Here is an 18724-nt window from a genome sequence, read left to right as displayed (position 1 = left end):
GTTGCGGTTTAGAAACGGTTGTCAAAGAACGTTTGGTTTTCTTTTTCTTACCCGCGGAAGTCTTAGATACTTTCGCCTTTCTCTTTGCCATAAATCAAGCCGGTAGTGTTACGTTAAGTATGAAACGATTGTTTCAAAGTATTAAATTCGTATGCTTTATATTGATCGAAATCCGTTTTTATCTAAAACTCCAAGAATAAGCGGTTGTTTGTCCGGTGCATTAAAATCAATTCGGTACGCGTCAAGCAATTTATGCGAAGCTTCTTCAAGGCTGGCTTCGCGCTCAGTAAAAATCGTCGCGAGCAGTTCATTTTTCTTTACCGGATCGCCAACTTTTTTGTGAAGCATTATTCCGGCTGTATAGTCAATAGAATCTTCCTTCGTCAGTCGGCCTGCTCCGATCAAAATTCCCGTCATTCCGATTGCATGTGTATTCATTGATACTACAAATCCATCATTCTGAGCGAATACATCTTTCTTGAAAATTGCTTTTGGATATTTTTCGGGATTTTGAATCAAACTGGAATCCCCGTTATGGTGTTGAACCAATTCTATCAATTTTGTAAAAGCTTTCCCGTTGTTCAGATTTTCAGATGCAAGGTTATACGCAGTGTCGTATGAAATTTTCCGATCGGCAATAGTCAGCATATTAGCCGCAAGAATAACCGATAATTCGCGAATATCAGATGGACCTTTTCCATTTAAAACATCAATAGATTCTACAACTTCAAGCCAATTACCGATTGCAAAGCCTAATGGTTCATCCATATTTGTAAGTAATGCGATCGTATGTTTACCGGCACCTTCTCCAATCATCACTAAATGTTGAGCCAAATCAACTGCGCGATCGAGTGTTTTCATAAAGGCGCCGTTGCCGACCTTAACATCCAGTATCAACGCGTCAATGCCTTCAGCCAACTTTTTACTCATGATACTGGCCGAGATCAGCGGTATCGATTCAACGGTTCCTGTCACGTCACGCAATGCATAAAGCTTGCGATCAGCCGGCGCAATTTCTTCTGTCTGTCCGATCATACTGACGCCAATGGCTTTCAAAATTGAACGAAACCGATCCGTAGAAATAAAAATATCAAAACCCGGAATAGATTGCAGCTTGTCTAAAGTCCCGCCCGTATGCCCCAGGCCCCGGCCGCTGATCATCGGAACCGTTACACCCATCGAGGCTGCAAGCGGTGCAAGTATGATTGAAATTTTATCCCCTACGCCGCCAGTACTATGTTTATCAATTTTGACTCCTGAAATATCTGACAAATCCAGTACGATGCCGGAATCACGCATAGCCAATGTCAAGTCAGTAATTTCGCGAAAACTCATTCCATTCAAGTAAGTTGCCATTAAAAATGCCGACATCTGATAATCAGGAATTTTTCCGGAAGAGTAAGCTTGAATCAACCCGTAAATTTCTTCACGATTTAATTCATGACGATCGCGTTTTTTGGCTATAATTTCATAACCTATCATGCCTATTTCGCTTTCAATACAAAATGAACGCGTTCAGAAGATTCTGTACCGGGATCGTACGAGAAATTGGAATACTGAGCCAATATTTCGAACGGCAACGTCTGAAGAATACGTTTGAAAACTTCCAGTGGATAAATTTTCTGTCGATGGACTTCTATGTATTTTTTATTGCCTCTTGTAATTTCAATTTCATTTTCCTGGATGCGGTCATTTTTTAAATACCGGCTGCGGCGCACATAGTGGTGATGACGGTCGTTTTCATACCGCTTATCAAAATTTTCAAGTGAATTGATTTCCGTACAGGCATCAAAAATCATTATTGCATTTTTTTTCAATAACCGATGGGCATTCATAAAAAAAGACTTCAAACTAATTTCGTCCATTAAATAATTAATGCTGTCATAAATGCAAATAACAGCGTCAAAATTCCGATCAGATTTAAAATTACACATATCGCTGATAAAAAACGAAATGTTTCTATTTTTTTTTGAAACTTTAGCGCTGGCACAATCGATCATATCGGCCGATTGATCGGAACAAGTTAATTGATACCCATATTTAGAAAGTTCAATTGCCAGCGAACCCGTTCCGCAAGCCAATTCGCAGACTTCTTTAACGTCATGTCCGAATGACTTGAGCAGTGAATCAATATAATGCGCCCAAAGATGGTAATCCACCTGTTCCATCATACCGTCATAAATGGCTGCCAATTTTGAGTATGGATTTACGTTGGTCACTGACATTTTTTTATCAATTGAATGACATCGGTTACGCTTTTTCCAATCCAGTCTGCTTTACTCAAAAATTCTGCCGGCAAAGTTGTCGTCAACGCAAAACATAGCATACCTGCATTTTTAGCGGCCTCTATTCCAAGTGGAGCATTTTCGATTACCAAACAACTAGCCGGAAGTTTGTTTAGTTTTGTAGCAGCAAGTAAATAAGGCTCCGGGTCAGGTTTCGTACGTGTAACATCATCGGCTGTAATGATGACGTCAAATTTATTTTTAAAATCCATGCCGACCGTCTGATCAAAGCGATCGCGATGTGCTCCGGTAACTAAACCAATGCTTTTTTTTTGTAGGCGTAAATATTCCAACGCCGGAAAAATATCGTCATAAAAACGAATGGTTGCTGTGGTCAAATATAGGGCATTTTTTTCGACGCCAATGGCCCGATGTTCGGCTTGAGAAATGTTATAAAGCTTGCATAATTGGGATGCAATGGTATATAAACTTTGCCCTTCTAACACGGCAAAATCGTTCCATTGAACCGTTACCCCAAAACGAGCAAAGGCTTGATTCCACGATTTGTAATGATCTTCAATACTTTGAATGACTACGCCGTCAAAATCAAATAAAATTGTATCAATGTTATGCAATACTGACAAACACTACTCCTTAACTGTTTTCAGATAATACGATTTTAATTGATCGGGTGATATTTTCATAATTCGGAACAAGAACAAAATTTTTAAGGCCATTACAATTCTCCGAAGAACGCCATCTTTAAAATATCTACGTGATGAAACAATTATATAGGGTTTGATCATGGCCAATTTTCCAGCTGATTTCATACGATCACATAAAAGCATGTCTTCCAAGATCGGGGTATCCGGATAACCGCCGATTTTTTCAAAAATATTTTTCCTGACAAAAATCCCATTTGTCCCGACTAAATTTCTCAGCCACTGAGTTCGAAGAACATTCATGATTGAGCGATAAATTTTCAATAATACGGTTTCATTTTCATATTTTTTATAAAACCCCCCGCCGATTAAATGCTCGTGACCCATTGCATTTTTCAAAACTGCGGGAGCAAGTCGATCCAATTTGCAGTCAACATGTAAAAACAATAAAACCTCGCCATTGGCTGATAAAGCTCCTGCATTCATTTGTTTTGCACGACCTCGTAACTGCTCGCCTGATATTAATTTGATCTTTGCACATTGTTTTTGAAATGCATCAACTCGTTCAAGTGTTCGATCGTTACTTCCCCCATCCACTACAATCCATTCGTCTATTTCGTTTAAATTCATATGCCATTGCAGAAACGAATCGATAACAGATTCTTCATTCAGGACAGGAACAATGGCAGAAATGCGCATGGAGAAATAGCGTTAGAAGTGGTCAGTAAGATGGATTCCCAAGCGGATATTAACGGCTTCGGATTGTCGTTGTTTATATTTTTTGTGGTTGCTGTTGCCTGCTTCGTTACTGTGATACGTCTCCTGATCCATAATCTGAAACTCGACCGGCACGAAAATAATCCTTCCGAGTTCAGCAAAATCCGGCGTATACAACAACTCATCGACCCTTATCGGCACGTCGCTAACAATATTAATGACTTTGTAGCCTGGATCTGAAAATTGGTTGGAATTATTTTTCGCAGCACCTGATAATGACGTCGTCTTTCGTAAATATGAAGCATAATGCTCAAATCGCGAAAAATGGGAAAGCAAGTCAGGATAAGGAATCAGGCTGTTATGTGAACTCCCCGGAATTACATAATTAAATGGGCAAATTGTTCGCCCAAGATAGTATAGCATAGGTAAAATGTCCGACACCGTTAAAGTAATGATACGAAATCGTATTCTATCATAAATGGCCGCCGCATGATTTTCTTTCTTGGAAATAAGCTTTGTTATCATACTGAATTTATCTTTATGGCTTCCGTAAAAATCAACAATATGGAAGCCTTCGTTTTGCATAGTCACGATCGCATTTTCAACTTTACGTTCGACGGCCGTGTACAACTCCGATGCGCGAAATTCACAACTATGCATAAGTTCCCGCGCATCGATATGATTGAGCGTATGCATGATTTTTAAAACCATGCAAGCAAACATTTGAATTTTCGAGCGTTTGTAAGATCCCGATGCCCAATAAAATAATTTATGAATTGGAATTTCGTTTTCGCGTAATTCCGGCGGCAGCCGGTGCGGGTAATTTAAATCCAGATACGCAATAGCTTCCCGACGAAGCCGGTCGATGCGCTTAAGATCATGGGTTTGATTAGCGTCATAACCGTTGACTCTAAGAAATAATTCGATTTGTTCGTCTGAAGAAAAATCAAGTCGGAACCAGTCAATGACCGAATTACCCTCCAAAACCAATCGAATAGCCTCCAGATCGCTGATCGTCATCTGGCTGATGTAATGCGCTTCTCTGTCGGATAGATGGGTATAAGCATTATGAAATTGAGGTATCGTGGCCGTATGACTCATCGACCCCCCGTTTTCTTGTTCAACTTTTCTTTCATTGCTTCAATTACCCTATAAGGCACTCGATATTTCCCGATATTGATTTCACCGTTACGGCCATGGCAATCCGATCCGCCGGATTCAAGCAAAGCATGCTGCATAGCAATTCGCTTATAATAACTTGACGAGCTTTCTGAATGATTCGGATGAATGGTTTCGATTCCATGAATTCCTGATCGAATCACTTGGTATAAATATTTTTGCTTCAAATTAAGTGAAGGATGCGCCAAAAATGAAAGACCACCAGCGTCTGTTATAATGCGAATGGCCTCTTCCGGTGTAATATTAAATTTATCTTCGTATGCAATCCCGCCGTAGCCGATATAATCACGAAAAGCAACTTCGATGGATTCGGCAAATCCGTGTTTCACCATTGCATCGGCAATGTGCGGACGTCCCACAGCCGCTTGGCCCGCAAATTCCATTACAGAATCCATTTGTAAATGAACTCCGGCATTGTTCAGTTTGCGCACCATCTTTTCAGCCCGTTTATAACGCTCATCTTTAAAATGACTGATACGATCCAAAAAATGTTTATCCGAATGATTAAACAAATAACCCAAAATATGAATGTCTCTGTTTTCAATCGTTGCACTAAGTTCAACACCCGAAATTATTTCAAGTCCTTTTTCACGGCCTAGCTGCATCGCTTCATCAACGCCCTCTACCGTGTCATGATCGGTAATGGCAATCGCCCGTAATCCGGCGCCTGCCGCAAAATCAATAATAGAACGAATCGGCAATTGTCCGTCCGAATGAACGGAATGCATATGCAAATCGACGAAATCAGTTTGATCGAGAACCATCAAGTATCCTATAAAATATCTGCGAGAATCGGCACTTGTTTTTTTATCGCCATGCGAACAGCCCCTAAGTTCACTTCAGGCTCACACACGATAAACAACCATTCAACTCCCGATGGCAGAGGTGAAAAAATTAGGGTTTTACTGTTGTATTCAATTGTAACAATACGAAGGCCATTGCCTTTTACATCGACATTACATTTGTTCAGATATTCCAATCCAGGAGTGATGATTCCCGGTAAACTTGTAATATCCAACACGTCTTCTTTTTTGTCATTTTGCAACGAGGCGCGCGAAAAGCCTGAACCGTCGACGATAGATATCAAATCAATGCCTTTCAATTTGATAAATTCTCCCAAACAGCCTTTGATTTTCTCTAAGCTTTCCTGCCGTGAAACTTCTTTCATTTGGGTTTTCGATTCCGGATTGACTTCGTCTTTTCGTCGCATTCCTTCCAAAAGCAAACTCTGCCAGCCTCGCGTAATCGATTCCTGATCGGACCGTTCTCCTTTACGAAATTCAAATTTACCGTCTTCCCATGAAAGTATTTTATAAAAGGCTTCATCGCCAACAATGGATCCGCATTCCGCGTGGACAATATTGCCTTCGGCAAAGTAAATCGTACCACGTTCGTTATCCTTTGTTACAACGAGCGCAGCTATCATTCTTCCCAATACGTTCATTTGAATCAGATCTGACAGTTGAAAATCTGTCACTTTGCCATCGAAACCTTTTTTATCTGCAATGGCTTTATTAATTAATGTCCGCAAGTCTTCAATTTCAAAAGGCTTTTCGATGTAATACAATGAACCACGAGCAGTAGCTTCTTTTTGTACATCCGCTGAACCAAATGCCGTCATAATTATGACTTTGGTGCTCGAATATGTTTCTTTGATCTTCATGAGCAGATCAAGCCCGGTAATGCCAGGCATTTTAATATCGCTGACAACTAAGTCGACCGGAACTTGCGACAAAACGTTCAACGCTTCCTGGCCGTTATTGACACAAACGATCTCGTAAATGTCTTTGTCCTTAGCCAGATTTTTTGAAATACTCCACGTCAAATCTTCTTCGTCATCAACTACCAAAACTTTTTTCTTCATAGTAATCCTGGAATTTAATTACGTCATGGATATCCGCCTGTCAATGTCTACATGATGCAATTGATCATGCAGCGGCAGTAAAATAGTAAATGTCGTTCCTTTTTTTTCAACACTATCGACCAGCACTTCCCCGCCATGTTCATGTATAATTCGGTAAACAATAGATAATCCTAATCCGACGCCGTTTTGTTTAGTAGTGAAAAACGGATCAAAAATAGATTTCAGGTTTTCTTTTGAAATTCCCATACCGGTATCGGAAATTTTTATTTCGATCATCTCACGCGCTTCGGCAAAACGCGGCGGCAAAGCACGTTTAGCATTTTGTGCCTCAACAGTTAATACACCGCCGTGTTTCATCGCGTCAATGGCGTTGATGATCAAATTGATCAACACCTGCTCGATCTGATTTTCATCTACAAATAATTTTGAAATATATGGATCGTAAAATTCTTCCACGTTGATCTTTTCATTTTCACAACGTTGCCGGGTTAGTTCACGAACTTCTTTAACAATGTCAGCCAGATTGCAGTATTGCTTTTCGGGGCGTACCGGTTTGGCATACGTAAAAAAAGCTTTAAGTAACTCGTTTAATCGATTGATCTGTTTGATAATCCGGCTGACATACTCCAACCGCGTATCCTCGGGCCCGAGTTCTTTTTCAAGAGCTTGCGCCATAGTTTTAATACCCGCAAGCGGATTACGAATTTCATGCGCAATACCGCTCGTCAGCATGCCTAAAGAAACCAGCCGGTCCATTTTCAAAATCGTCGAACGCATTTCCTTTATTTGAGTAATATCGCGGAAACTAAGAATATATCCGACCATTTTCTTTTCCGGATCATAACGAAAGCTGGTAGTATACCCGATGTAGATATCTTTGGCCTGCTTTGTTTGAATCAATATTTCCGCTCCAACGCTCGTATCGCCTTCATGCGGCTGTAGAATAGTCTGAGCCGCTTTGGAGCCAATAATATCGGTAAGATTCTTATCCAGCAATTCAATCTCGTTGTATCCAAGAATACCTGCGCCTGCACGATTGGCAAATACAATTTTCCCTGAAAAGTCCACTGTAATAAGCCCGGAACTGATATTCTGAATAATACTTTCATTAAAATTTTTCAAATCAAGCAAGGCTTGTGTTGAAACGCTGATTTGTTCCTGCAAATTTTTATTGTAACTGGACAGTCGGTCAAAAAGCTGCATGTTTTCGATGGCAAGCGCAATTTGTCCCGACAAGGTCATCAGTAAAGTCAAATCAGCGGTTTCAAATAACGATAAATCTTTCTTATTAAAAATAACCAACACGCCAATGAGTGAGCCGCGAACGAAAATCGGCGAACATAAAGCGGTTTTGATCATAAAACCCGTAAAACGGGTAAGCAAAGGCGAAAAGCGCTCATCAGTCAATACGTTGTTGACAATGACAGGCTTTTCATTTTGCAAAACATAATCGAAAATGGTAACGGTTTTATCGATGATCTGTCCTGAATGCAATTGCGAAAGATTGTCCGAAAGCGATTCAACAACCCATGCTGTTTCATGTCTTATGGCAAGCAGAACGCCTTCGACGGCAAATGCATTGCGAATATGATTGACAATTTCATTCATTGCACTTTGCCGGTCTTTCACGGAAATAACGACCCGGGCAATTTCAGACAGAATCCGAAGTTCATTGGTTTTTTGAGCCAATTTTTTCCGTTCGTCTTCTTTTTCCTGAATCTGACGCTGAAGCGTGTCGTGCAAATTTTTAATTCGAAGCAAGGTAACCACGCGAGCCAGCAATTCGACCCGATTAATCGGCGTAGTAATAAACTCTTCCGCACCGGACTCGATAGCCCGATTGCGTGTCACATGATCGCTCATCGAGGCTATGATCATGGCCGGAATATGACGGGTTTGTTCGCTTTCTTTCAAAAGCCTGCACACCTGAAAACCATCAATTCCCGGCATGTCTGCTGAGACAAGTGCCAGATCGTAATGAAGTGTTTTTATTTTATCCAACACCTCATGCCCATCATAGGCTTTTTCCATTGAATAATTGTTGTGCGTGAGGATGGTGGTCAACGTAACCATGGTCTGTGGATTGGGCTCACATACCAAAATTTTGGGTCTAAAATTCATGGATTTGCAATTTCTGAAAATTGTGGCTCAATATATACGAATCTGATCATAAAATCCATTAAATATAAAAGCCAATCCCTTATCGAGATTGGCTTTTATGGAAATTTTTCATTGAATAAAATTACGAGTATTCTTTTCTGAAGCGTTCGTAATCTAAAATGATCAGTTTATTACCTTCTTTACAAACTTCTTTACGATTAATGAGTTTTTGAATCACACGAGAAATAGTTTCGCGACTGGTTCCGGCCATATTAGCCAAGTCTTGCTGAGTAGGAAGATTAGATATTTCCAATTGCTTATCCGAAAACACTCCGATGTCTTCCGCGAGTCTTAAAATCGTGGCCGTTACTTTACCGGTAGCGTTTTTTAACGAAAGGCTTTTGATCTGTGCATCCGATTTTCTTAATCGGCCCGCTAATTCGCGTAACAGGTTAATGGCGATTTGTGGAAATTCGTTAAGTAATCGTAAAAAATCGTCGCGATGAATAAGCAGCATTTCAGAATCTTTTAAAACCGTGACATTGGCTGAACGGGATTGGCCATCCAATAAAGACAATTCACCAAAAAAATCGCCCTCACCCATCACGGCCAGAATAACCTCTCGCCCGTCCTCACTCACACGCGAAATTTTGACCTGGCCGTTCATAACAATGAACAATGTCTGACCGGTTTCTTCCTCGATGAGTATGACGTTATCTCGATAATATTTTCGCGAATGAGCTACCTGAGCAATGCGCTCTAAGTCTTTACGTGCAAGTTCGCTAAAGATCGGAACTTTTTTCAAGAAATCGACTTTGTTGACCGAATTATTATTCTGCTCGCTCATAGTATGAAGAGAAACTAAATGCTAAGGTTTCCACTCTCGGTGAAAAATTAGTTTTTTAAGGTCTTAGAGTCAAGTTATATTCTTAAGCCGGAACCATTACTCTAATTCGTTTGGGCAAAATGCGAAATTTAAGTGGTCCGCTTGTTTCTTGTGCCTCGCCGTCAAGATGGTAATAAATTTTTTCACTTGGAATAATTTCAAGTTCCTGCGCCCTTAGCATTAAAGCTCCAGGCAATTCAGCAATTGACCCATTAAAAAGCCTCCAACCATGAAGAACGCCTTTTAAAAAAGTCATTTCCTGCAATAAACATACTTCAAAATAACCGTCGTCCGGAATCGCTCTGGGAGCAATGATGGCTCCGTTGCCATATTCATTAGTATTGGCAATTGCTAAAACAAATGGCTCACAGGCAATTTCCTGATCGTTAAGTTTAAGAGTCATTGAAACAGGCTTAAATTTATTATAAGCGGTCAAAGACAAGTATACATACCTCATTAAACCGCGTCGTCCGTGACGTTCATTAAACAATTTGCCAATAAACGCGTCATAACCTGTTCCTGAAAATCCAAAAAATAATCGTTGTTGATCACGATCGATTACCTCGCCTACATCGATGAGTTTGGTTGTAAAAGCACCCATGGCATGAACGGCTAATTCGCGGTTGAGCGGAATCGACAACCCGCGAGCTAAACCATTTCCCGAACCATACGGGATAATAGTGAACGCCGTATCGGAATCAATCAGTCCTTGCGCGGTTTCATTGGCCGTTCCGTCACCGCCCACCGAGGCCACAAGATCAAATTTTTGATTGGCCCATTCCCGGGCAATCATCGTTGCATCGCCACGTCCTTGCGTTACTTTTATGTCTATCTGATGCTTTTCACGAATTAACTTTTTAGAGAACTCCTGAATCTCCTGATACGCACTTTTGGTAACGCCCGCCTTAGGATTAACCACAAAACCAATTTTCATACTGTTTCTTTACCTGCTCCCATTTTATAATTGCGTATCCAGTCAATGGACAACGTTTGAGATATTATGAGCGGTTTTTCCTCTTCTTCCAAACCCGCTCGTTGCATGATAGTTTCCGGTGACGCGATCAAGCTCCTTGCTTGAATCGGTGAATTAAAAATACTTCCTACAGCACAACATTTAGCTATATAAGCTTCAGCCGTTTGGGCACCTTTTACGAAAATAATTTCATCCCGTTCCAATTTATCCGCCAGCGTTTCGGTTTTCTTCGGTGATGTCGTCGGTACAAAAACAATATCACATTGAAAATTATTCATTGCTGCAAATGATTCCGGATATAATACGTCAGCACAAATCAACAGTCCCACGCGTATGCCCTGGATATCAAAGGCTCTAAAATCATGGCCGGGCGTAAGATTGGAATGCAACTCACCTTTAAAAAGATGCACTTTGCAATATCGTCCGATTTTCAGACCACGATCGAATATATATGAAACATTAAAATAACGATCTTCTATTTTCTCAACAATGCTTCCCCCAATCAAAACTGAGTCCAGCTCAATTGATAATTTTGAAATAGCTTCGATATTTTCTTCGGCAAATCGGGCTTGTTCCACATGTCCGAATCCCTCTTTGATAAAAAAATATTCCGGAAGACACACGAAATCCGGATGCATGTTCTTAATGGCATTAAAATCTTCAGGTAAAATTTTCCCAATGAGCTTTTGTTGATATAGAACTATTCGAATGTCCATAATTATTTCAATCAAAAATCGGCCGAGCCACCGATAGAACGTATACAGAATGTGCGCCTTCATGTTTTAAAACTTGTGCACAAGCATTAGCCGTGGCGCCGGTAGTAATTACATCATCGATCAAAATCAGGCGTTTTTCTCGTACTGAACAACGTATTTCGAAAACATTTTTCATGTTTTCAATTCGGTCCTGAGCATTTTTCATTTTGGTCTGCGAAACTGTATTAGACTTTCGGATCAGGGCATCCGGCCAAAATGGTATGCCGGTAAGTTTTGAAAGATGTCGCGCAATGACTTCGGCTTGATTGTACCCCCGCTCGCGGGCTTTTGCTTTGTGCAATGGAATTGGAATTAGTGCATCCGCACGCGCCCATTCCGGATGATTGACCAGATTTGGCGCAACGAGTTCGGCCATCTTTTTTGCAAGGCCCGGCGCCTGATTATATTTTAAATAGTGAATAATCGATTGCAGAATGTTGTCATAATAAAAGCCTGATCGAATTTCATCGATGTGCGAACGTTCAAGAATGCCGTATTCTACAGGCCCTTTAACGCTCTTCAGTCCGCTCCAACACTGACTGCAGATCAATGTATCATTTGCATCGATCTGACCGTCGCAAACAACGCATAACGGCGGATAAATAAATTCAAGCAAGTTCTGAATGACGTTCCTAAAAAAAACCGATGGATTCATCATAACAATATTTCCAGTTCTTGTACAAATTTCGACCGTGACAGTATACTATCGCATCCTGCTGTTTGCGCTGCAACATACAAATCTGTTTGCACATGCGACAAAAATGCAATGACAGGAATTGCTGATGTATCGGGAACCGATTTGAGTTTCTGCAATAGCTTGAGAGGTTCAAGCTTTGTTGCATTCAAATCAAGAATAACTTTTGATGGCTGTAAAAATTTAATTTCCTCAAAATTGAACTCAATAGATCCTGAAAGAAATTGAATTTCAGTGCGTTTGGCTTTTGCCGTCGCACTCAATTTCGAACGAAACATTAAATCATCTTCAATAACTGCGATCATAAATTCTTTTTTAATTTTCTGATCGAAGTATAGTCAATCGAAAGAGATAAATCCAGAAAATGTTTTGATAGAGTTTTATGAGGAATTATACGGGAATGTTGAAAATAAATTTGCTTCCTTGATGCAGACGGCTTTCGACACGAATTTGACCACCGTGTGCTTCAACGGCCAATTTACAAAATGCCAGACCTAAACCGCGATCGGTTTTTAATCCGTATTTTTTCAAGTCGGCTTGCGAAAATTTTTCGAATATTTTTTCATGGTATTCTGCCGGTATGCCCTCACCAAAATCTTCAATCGAAATTGTAACCTTTTTTGAATCATGATCATGGTGAGTAGTGAGAATGATTCTTCCCTGAGGGTGACTGTGTTTGACGGCATTATGAAGAAGATTGGCCACAACGCGATTGATTAAATCTTTATCGGCGTTGACAAGCGGTAATGATCCGTTCGAACTGATTTCGGCGGTAATATTATTTTTCTGCATCATGATACTGAACTCTTCGATATTGGCTTGCAAAACTTCCGTTATACTGAACAATTGTTTATGCAGTACGAGTTTGTTCTCCTCCATCCGGCTAATATCAAGCATATCCGAGATCATATTTAAAATGGTCGTGGCGCTCTCATCGATTTTTTTTACAATCACAATTTGTTTTTCAGATAAACTGTCTTTGGTCATCATCAATAATTCCGCACAGCCCATAATCCCAGTTAATGGATTTTTAAGATCGTGTACGATCATTTGAGTTAATGAATCCCGCAATCCTTGTAATTCCACCAACCTTTTATTTTTCTCTTCCAGTTCATTTTTACTGTCTTTCAATTGATCATGGAGGGATTTGATTCGCAGTAATGATCGTAAACGCGCCAGCAATTCGAGATTATTGATAGGTTTTGGTAAAAAATCATCTGCACCTGAATCCAGCGCCCGCACTTCATCTTCCACACTGCTCAATGCTGTAACCATAATTACGGGTAGCATATGCGTCAAGGAATCTTCACGCAACTGCCGGCAAACTTCAAATCCGTCCATTTCAGGCATCATCACGTCCAGCAACACAACATCCGGCATCTGTTCTTTGATTTGATCCAAGGCTTGTTGCCCTGTTTGCGCTGTCGATACGATATAACCTTTACGCGAAAGATAAGTCGAAAGAAACCGAACATTCAGTTCTTCGTCATCAACAACCAAAACGTGATACTGTTTATTTGATAAATTTTTTTCGCTCATAACTTCACCAAACTATGTAAATCTTACTAAACATTCGTCCGATTGTCAAATTAATTGCATCCTTTTATAAAACAGTAGTTAATGAGTTGAAATCAGGCTTGATTTTATCACGTTCATTAAATATATTCACGCGCTGAATTTAGCTTATTATTTTTTATTTTTTCATCCCAAGTTTACTTGATGTGAGATCGCTAAAAGCCGCCTTGACGGTAGCCATTTACTCTGTTATTTTAATCATTTTAGCTGATAAAGTGATTATGCCGTCATACGTTCATTTTGAAAAAGATGTGGCTGTACCTTCCGTCGTTAAACTCGAGTTTAGTGACGCTCAAAAATTACTCGAGAAAGCTGGTCTGACTTTATCAGTTAAATACCGCTTTGAACCTACTCTTCCAAAGAATCTTGTTCTCAACCAAAGCCCGGAACCCGGTGCAATCGTTAAATCAGGTCGCGTTGTACGTTTGATTCTCAGCCAGGATGAATTAATGGTGACGGTCCCTTCAGTAAAATTGACAACTTTAAGAGATGCCTCGTTCACGCTGGAATCCATCGGACTCAAGGTCGGAAATATTACGCACCAACCATCGCCTGAGTTTCCGGCAGGTGTCGTCATCGATCAGTCCATATCTTCCAACAGTAAAATCCGAAGCGGAAGTTCTGTAGACCTCATCGTAAGTCTTGGCAGCACTCTTACGGAAGCACACGTTCCGTATATGATCTCTAAAACTCTTTTAGAGGCTAAAACCATGATTGTTGAATCCGGACTGAGCTTGGGTAAAGTTACGAAAAAATACCATAATGATCTTTTACCCGGTACCATAATCTCACAATCACTGGACTCTTCACAAGTAGTTGCCCCTCAAACTGCAATCGATTTGGTTGTGAGTTCAATCGATAAGGACGATGAGTGAACAAACGAATTTGTTTTGTATGCGATTCTTTTATATCCGATTCTCAAGCGACTATTACCGGCCCAATGGTACAAACTTATCTGCTGGGCAAGGAATTATCGAAACGGAAATGGGAAGTCCATTTTATCGCTTATACAAAGGATAGTAAAAAAGAAGCTGATGAAATCCATGAAGGATTATTTGTTCATTGGCTTCCACAAAGAAAATTTGTTCCTATTTTAAATTATTTTAAAATTTTAAAGCGGCTCCAAAAAGTTAATGCTTCGTTTTATTATCAAAGGGGCCGGGATATATTAACCGGCATAACCGCTCGCTATTGTAAACGTAGTAAAACAAATTTTATCTGGGCCAGTGCAGGGGAAACCGGAGTTCAAAGAGGAAAATACATCGCCCAGCTTAACAGGAAAAACCGTTTTTTTCTAAAAAGATTTCTTTTAAAGACTGAAGCCAAAATAAACGATTGGATGTGCGAATACGGCATCGAAAATGCTGACCGGATTATCGTTCAAACTGTATATCAAAGCGAACAACTTAAGACTAATTTCGAGCGTGATTCAATTGTCATTAAATCCGGACACCCTATTCCGATAAGCGCTCAGCGATCATTCCCTTTTAAAGTGCTATGGATCGGCAGTATCAAGCCAATTAAAAGACCTGAATTATTTTTGCAACTTGCTGAAATATGTCAAGATTTAGATTGCGAATTTTGGATGGCCGGACAAATAGTCGACCAAAAATACCACACTTTGATTGAAAAATATTTACAAAAAACTAAAAAATTAAAGTTCCTTGGTGTTATTCCCTTTGAAAAAAGCCAGGAAATCATTGCACAAGCACATGTTTTAGTCAATACGACGGAAGATGGATATGAAGGCCTCCCCAATGCTTTTGTGCAAGCATGGTTGTCCGGCACAGTAACGATAAGTTTTTTTTGTAATCCGGATTCGATCATTACATCACAACAATTAGGGCATGTTTCAAACTCTATTCCTGACATCAAAAATATACTGCAGCAATGGTTAAAGGCTACAGAAAACTGGAACGTGATGAGCAATAACGCAATCCGTTATGCTCGAAATGAATTTGGATTGGAAAGCATAACCGATCAAATTGAAAATCTTATCAAAAATTGAGTGTTTAGTTGTCCAAAGAGCAAAAAAAGATATGTTTTATTGTCACTAATTTTATTTCAGAACGAGTTGGGGGGGTTGAAATACAAACTTTTTTGATTGGCAAATATCTTGCACAAAAAAAATGGAATGTAAGTTTTATCGCAGAAACTTCAGACCCGTCGAAAGTTAATACCGCTAGCAATTACGAAAATATTGAAATTCATTGGATACAGCGGAAAAGCTTGTTTTCGTTCTTTCGTAAGGATTTAATGAACACTTTAAAGAAAATTAAGCCTGACTGTATATATCAGCGCGGTCGATCACGATTCACCTCTTCACCTATTCCCTATTGGTTTGCCGAACAAAACCAATGTAAGATACTATACCATTGCGCTGAAGATAATGATCTGGTAAAAGAATTTAATACAACCGAATTTAAGAAAAACAAACTCAATCCGTTCAAAATCGTCCCTTTATATATCCATGCAAAATTATCAGATTATTTTTTCCAACAAACTGTTATTAAATCGAATACGATTATAGCTCAAAACACTTATCAGCTTGCAGGCTTTGAATCGTTGTATAACAAACAAGCAACTATTGTCAATTCCAGCCAAGAAGTGCCAGGACCACCGTTTCAAAAAAATGAGCGGTTTTATATTCTCTGGGTTGCAAATACTGGAAGAAGAAAACAATTAGAACTTTTCGTTGACCTTGCACGGCAGTTGCAAATTACTCGTGCTGAGTTTATTATAGCTGGAACGATGCCACACAAGAATTACTGGCAGGAAATTCAAAATCGAATGAATGGGTTAAATAACATCCGTTATATTGGTCCTTTGAGTTGGGATGAATCGAATATGTGGTTCTCAAAAGCCAGTATTTTTGTCAACACCACCTTACCGGGACGCGAAGGATTTCCTAATACGTATATTCAGGCTTGGATGCGTGAAACACCGGTAGTAACATTGCATTGTGATCCGGACGGTGTTATTGAAAAAAATCAGATGGGATTTCATTCAAAGTCATTCGAACGAATGACTGCTGACGTTAACCTGCTGATTGAAAATGAAGAGTTACGAAAAACGATGGGCCGCAATGCAAGAAACTATGCCCTAAAAAATCACGACATTCGAATGACTGTTGAACGTCTTGATAAGATTTTCTCAGCAATAGTCTAACTTATCGGAATCAAATGAAAAACTTTCTATCATTCTTTGTTAAAATCGTTTTTTCGATACTTATTTTTTTTGCTGGCGGTGAGCTTCTTGTCCGATTCTTTTACAAACCTAAACCGCCATTGTCAATACCTGAAAACAGGCGTACAGCAAAACTCAAAGATGAATACGACCCCTTACTGGGTTGGCGACACCGGCCCAATGTCAGAGTTATGCATTATATTGGTAATGATTCGGCTGAATATAAAATTAACGCTCAAGGGACCAGAAATGCTCATGAGTATTCTTACGAAAGGAATTCTAATGCTCGAATTGTAATTGTCGGAGATTCTTTTACGTTCGGACATGGAGTCAGTGAAAATGATCGTTATAGCAATATGTTAGAAAGCATGTTGGATTCAACAGAAATAATTAACATGGGCGTAAGCGGTTATGGCACCGCTCAACAATTGTTGTATTTAAAAACCGAAGGTTTTAACTATCAGCCCGATTTAGTTATCGTTGGTTTATTTATAACCAATATTGGCAGGAACTTGGATTCAATCAATCGCCCATTTTTGCAATCCAATGGAGATTCTCTAATAGTAACTAATTTTCCAATTACTCGACCTGACTCCTCTCTCACTGTTTCAGATGACGCAGGAGAAAATCGTGTAATAGGATTTTGGCAGAAGCATAGCCGCTTTATCGCTTTTTTAGTTGAAAAATTTAATTATATTTCACGTCGATTTGATCCTTTGCCTGAATATGATTCACAGCATGAAGGATGGCAGCTTTTAAGAAAGATCCTGCTGGAGATTAAAAGACAATGTGAAAAACATGGTGCCAAAACTTTGGTGGTTATTATTCCTCACCATACTTATTACGGTGGCAGCTTTGCACAATGGACTAACCAACGCCCGTTTGATCAACTTGAAAAATTTGGCATAGAAAATAACCTTGATGTTCTTAATTTGCTTCCGGTTTTTAAAGACTACGCTAAAACGAATGATTGGAACAACCTTGTAATTAAAGGTGACGGACATTGGAATCGCAATGGACATCATTTAGCGGCTGTGGCTATCAAAAATTATATTGACACTCATCAATTACTAACGAAACGAAGATCAGAATGAAAGGCATTATCTTAGCTGGTGGCGCCGGAAGCCGCTTGTTTCCTATTAGTAAAGTTTATAGTAAACAGCTCATGTATGTTTACAATAAGCCAATGATCTATTATCCCCTATCTACATTGATTTTAGGCGGGATCAAAGAAATTTTGATCATCACTACGCCCGAAGATGCCGATAGCTTTAAAAGGCTTTTGGGTGACGGTTCCCACATGGGACTACAATTCGAATATGCTCAGCAACCCAAGCCGGAAGGCCTTGCACAAGCTTTTATTATTGGTGAAAAATTCATAGGCTCGGATCGCGTGTCTTTGATTTTAGGTGATAATTTATTTTACGGTCCTCTTGATTTTTTTAAACGGGCTATACAGAATACAACGGATGGAGCTACAGTTTTTGGATATATTGTACACGATCCTGAACGTTATGGCGTCGTAGAATTTGACGAACACGGCCGTGTGTTATCCATCGAAGAAAAACCGAAAATGCCAAAATCCAACTATGCGGTTCCGGGCCTTTATGTCTATGACAACCATGTTGTGACACACGCCAAAAACCTAAAACCCTCTGCTCGCGGTGAACTCGAAATTACTGATTTGAACCGCATTTATCTCAATCAGCAAAAACTCAAGGTTGAAAAAATTGGCCGCGGCATTGCGTGGCTTGATACCGGTACTCCCCAAGCACTGTTAGAAGCAAATAATTTTATCGGATCAATCGAACAGCGGCAAGGCCTGATGATCGGAAGTATAGAGGAAGCGGCTCTCCGGCAGGGATTTATTTCCATTGAAGGTTTCGTAAAAAGCTTGGAGAATTACCC

General features: G+C 39.8%; 19 protein-coding genes. 5 read left to right on the top strand and 14 right to left on the bottom strand.

Annotated elements, in window-relative coordinates; translation table 11 throughout:
- Positions 1-156: 156 nt before the first annotated feature.
- The 14 genes from K1X84_01245 to K1X84_01180 form a co-directional block, all read right to left on the bottom strand.
- Complete coding sequence (locus K1X84_01245; GenBank protein MBX7150235.1) at positions 157-1482, bottom strand: thymidine phosphorylase; 1326 nt, start codon at positions 1480-1482, stop codon at positions 157-159.
- A 2-nt stretch (positions 1483-1484) separates the two neighbouring features.
- Positions 1485-2225 (bottom strand): class I SAM-dependent methyltransferase, encoded by a 741-nt coding sequence (locus tag K1X84_01240; GenBank protein MBX7150234.1) that lies wholly within the window; start codon positions 2223-2225, stop codon positions 1485-1487.
- Positions 2216-2869, bottom strand: a complete 654-nt coding sequence (locus K1X84_01235) for an HAD family phosphatase (protein MBX7150233.1) — start codon at positions 2867-2869, stop codon at positions 2216-2218. The genes K1X84_01240 and K1X84_01235 overlap by 10 nt, the downstream gene beginning before the upstream one ends.
- Positions 2870-2872: 3 nt before the next feature.
- Positions 2873-3586: a TIGR04283 family arsenosugar biosynthesis glycosyltransferase gene (locus tag K1X84_01230; protein ID MBX7150232.1), complete on the bottom strand. Its 714-nt coding sequence runs from the start codon at positions 3584-3586 to the stop codon at positions 2873-2875.
- Between the two features lie 12 nt (positions 3587-3598).
- A complete protein-coding gene (locus K1X84_01225; GenBank protein MBX7150231.1) occupies positions 3599-4705 on the bottom strand; it encodes a TIGR04552 family protein in 1107 nt (368 codons plus the stop codon).
- Positions 4702-5547, bottom strand: a complete 846-nt coding sequence (locus K1X84_01220; GenBank protein ID MBX7150230.1) for a PHP domain-containing protein — start codon at positions 5545-5547, stop codon at positions 4702-4704. The genes K1X84_01225 and K1X84_01220 overlap by 4 nt, the downstream gene beginning before the upstream one ends.
- A gap of 8 nt (positions 5548-5555) precedes the next feature.
- A complete protein-coding gene (locus K1X84_01215) occupies positions 5556-6647 on the bottom strand; it encodes a response regulator (protein ID MBX7150229.1) in 1092 nt (363 codons plus the stop codon).
- Between the two features lie 18 nt (positions 6648-6665).
- Positions 6666-8768 (bottom strand): response regulator, encoded by a 2103-nt coding sequence (locus tag K1X84_01210; protein ID MBX7150228.1) that lies wholly within the window; start codon positions 8766-8768, stop codon positions 6666-6668.
- Positions 8769-8889: 121 nt separating this feature from the next.
- Positions 8890-9594, bottom strand: coding sequence for a Crp/Fnr family transcriptional regulator (locus tag K1X84_01205; protein ID MBX7150227.1), 705 nt, complete (start codon positions 9592-9594; stop codon positions 8890-8892).
- 82 nt (positions 9595-9676) lie between these two features.
- Positions 9677-10567 carry a diacylglycerol kinase family lipid kinase gene (locus K1X84_01200; GenBank protein MBX7150226.1) on the bottom strand — a complete coding sequence of 297 codons (891 nt, stop codon included), beginning with the start codon at positions 10565-10567 and terminating at the stop codon, positions 9677-9679.
- Entirely contained in the window at positions 10564-11322 is a 759-nt protein-coding gene (locus K1X84_01195) for a carbon-nitrogen hydrolase family protein (GenBank protein ID MBX7150225.1), read from the bottom strand. The genes K1X84_01200 and K1X84_01195 overlap by 4 nt, the downstream gene beginning before the upstream one ends.
- 7 nt (positions 11323-11329) lie before the next feature.
- On the bottom strand, positions 11330-12019 hold the full coding sequence (locus K1X84_01190) for a ComF family protein (GenBank protein ID MBX7150224.1): 690 nt from the start codon (positions 12017-12019) through the stop codon (positions 11330-11332).
- On the bottom strand, positions 12016-12360 hold the full coding sequence (locus K1X84_01185) for a response regulator (GenBank protein ID MBX7150223.1): 345 nt from the start codon (positions 12358-12360) through the stop codon (positions 12016-12018). The genes K1X84_01190 and K1X84_01185 overlap by 4 nt, the downstream gene beginning before the upstream one ends.
- An 85-nt stretch (positions 12361-12445) precedes the next feature.
- On the bottom strand, positions 12446-13594 hold the full coding sequence (locus K1X84_01180; GenBank protein ID MBX7150222.1) for a response regulator: 1149 nt from the start codon (positions 13592-13594) through the stop codon (positions 12446-12448).
- Positions 13595-13776: 182 nt separating this feature from the next.
- Between K1X84_01180 and K1X84_01175 the strand changes: the two genes are divergently transcribed.
- The 5 genes from K1X84_01175 to rfbA form a co-directional block, all read left to right on the top strand.
- Positions 13777-14505 (top strand): PASTA domain-containing protein, encoded by a 729-nt coding sequence (locus tag K1X84_01175; protein ID MBX7150221.1) that lies wholly within the window; start codon positions 13777-13779, stop codon positions 14503-14505.
- Entirely contained in the window at positions 14502-15638 is a 1137-nt protein-coding gene (locus tag K1X84_01170; protein MBX7150220.1) for a glycosyltransferase, read from the top strand. Before K1X84_01175 ends, K1X84_01170 begins: the two co-directional genes overlap by 4 nt.
- An 8-nt stretch (positions 15639-15646) precedes the next feature.
- On the top strand, positions 15647-16798 hold the full coding sequence (locus K1X84_01165; GenBank protein ID MBX7150219.1) for a glycosyltransferase family 4 protein: 1152 nt from the start codon (positions 15647-15649) through the stop codon (positions 16796-16798).
- A 14-nt stretch (positions 16799-16812) separates the two neighbouring features.
- Positions 16813-17910, top strand: coding sequence for a hypothetical protein (locus tag K1X84_01160; GenBank protein MBX7150218.1), 1098 nt, complete (start codon positions 16813-16815; stop codon positions 17908-17910).
- Positions 17907-18724, top strand: an 818-nt coding sequence (gene rfbA / locus K1X84_01155) for a glucose-1-phosphate thymidylyltransferase RfbA (GenBank protein MBX7150217.1), incomplete at its 3' end; no start/stop codon positions are given. The genes K1X84_01160 and rfbA, both read left to right, overlap by 4 nt.

It is taken from the genome of bacterium (assembly GCA_019695335.1).
GTDB lineage: Bacteria > CLD3 > CLD3 > SB21 > SB21 > JABWBZ01.
The sequence above is the reverse complement of the archived record's forward strand: the minus strand, read 5'-3'. Positions and strand labels throughout refer to the sequence as shown.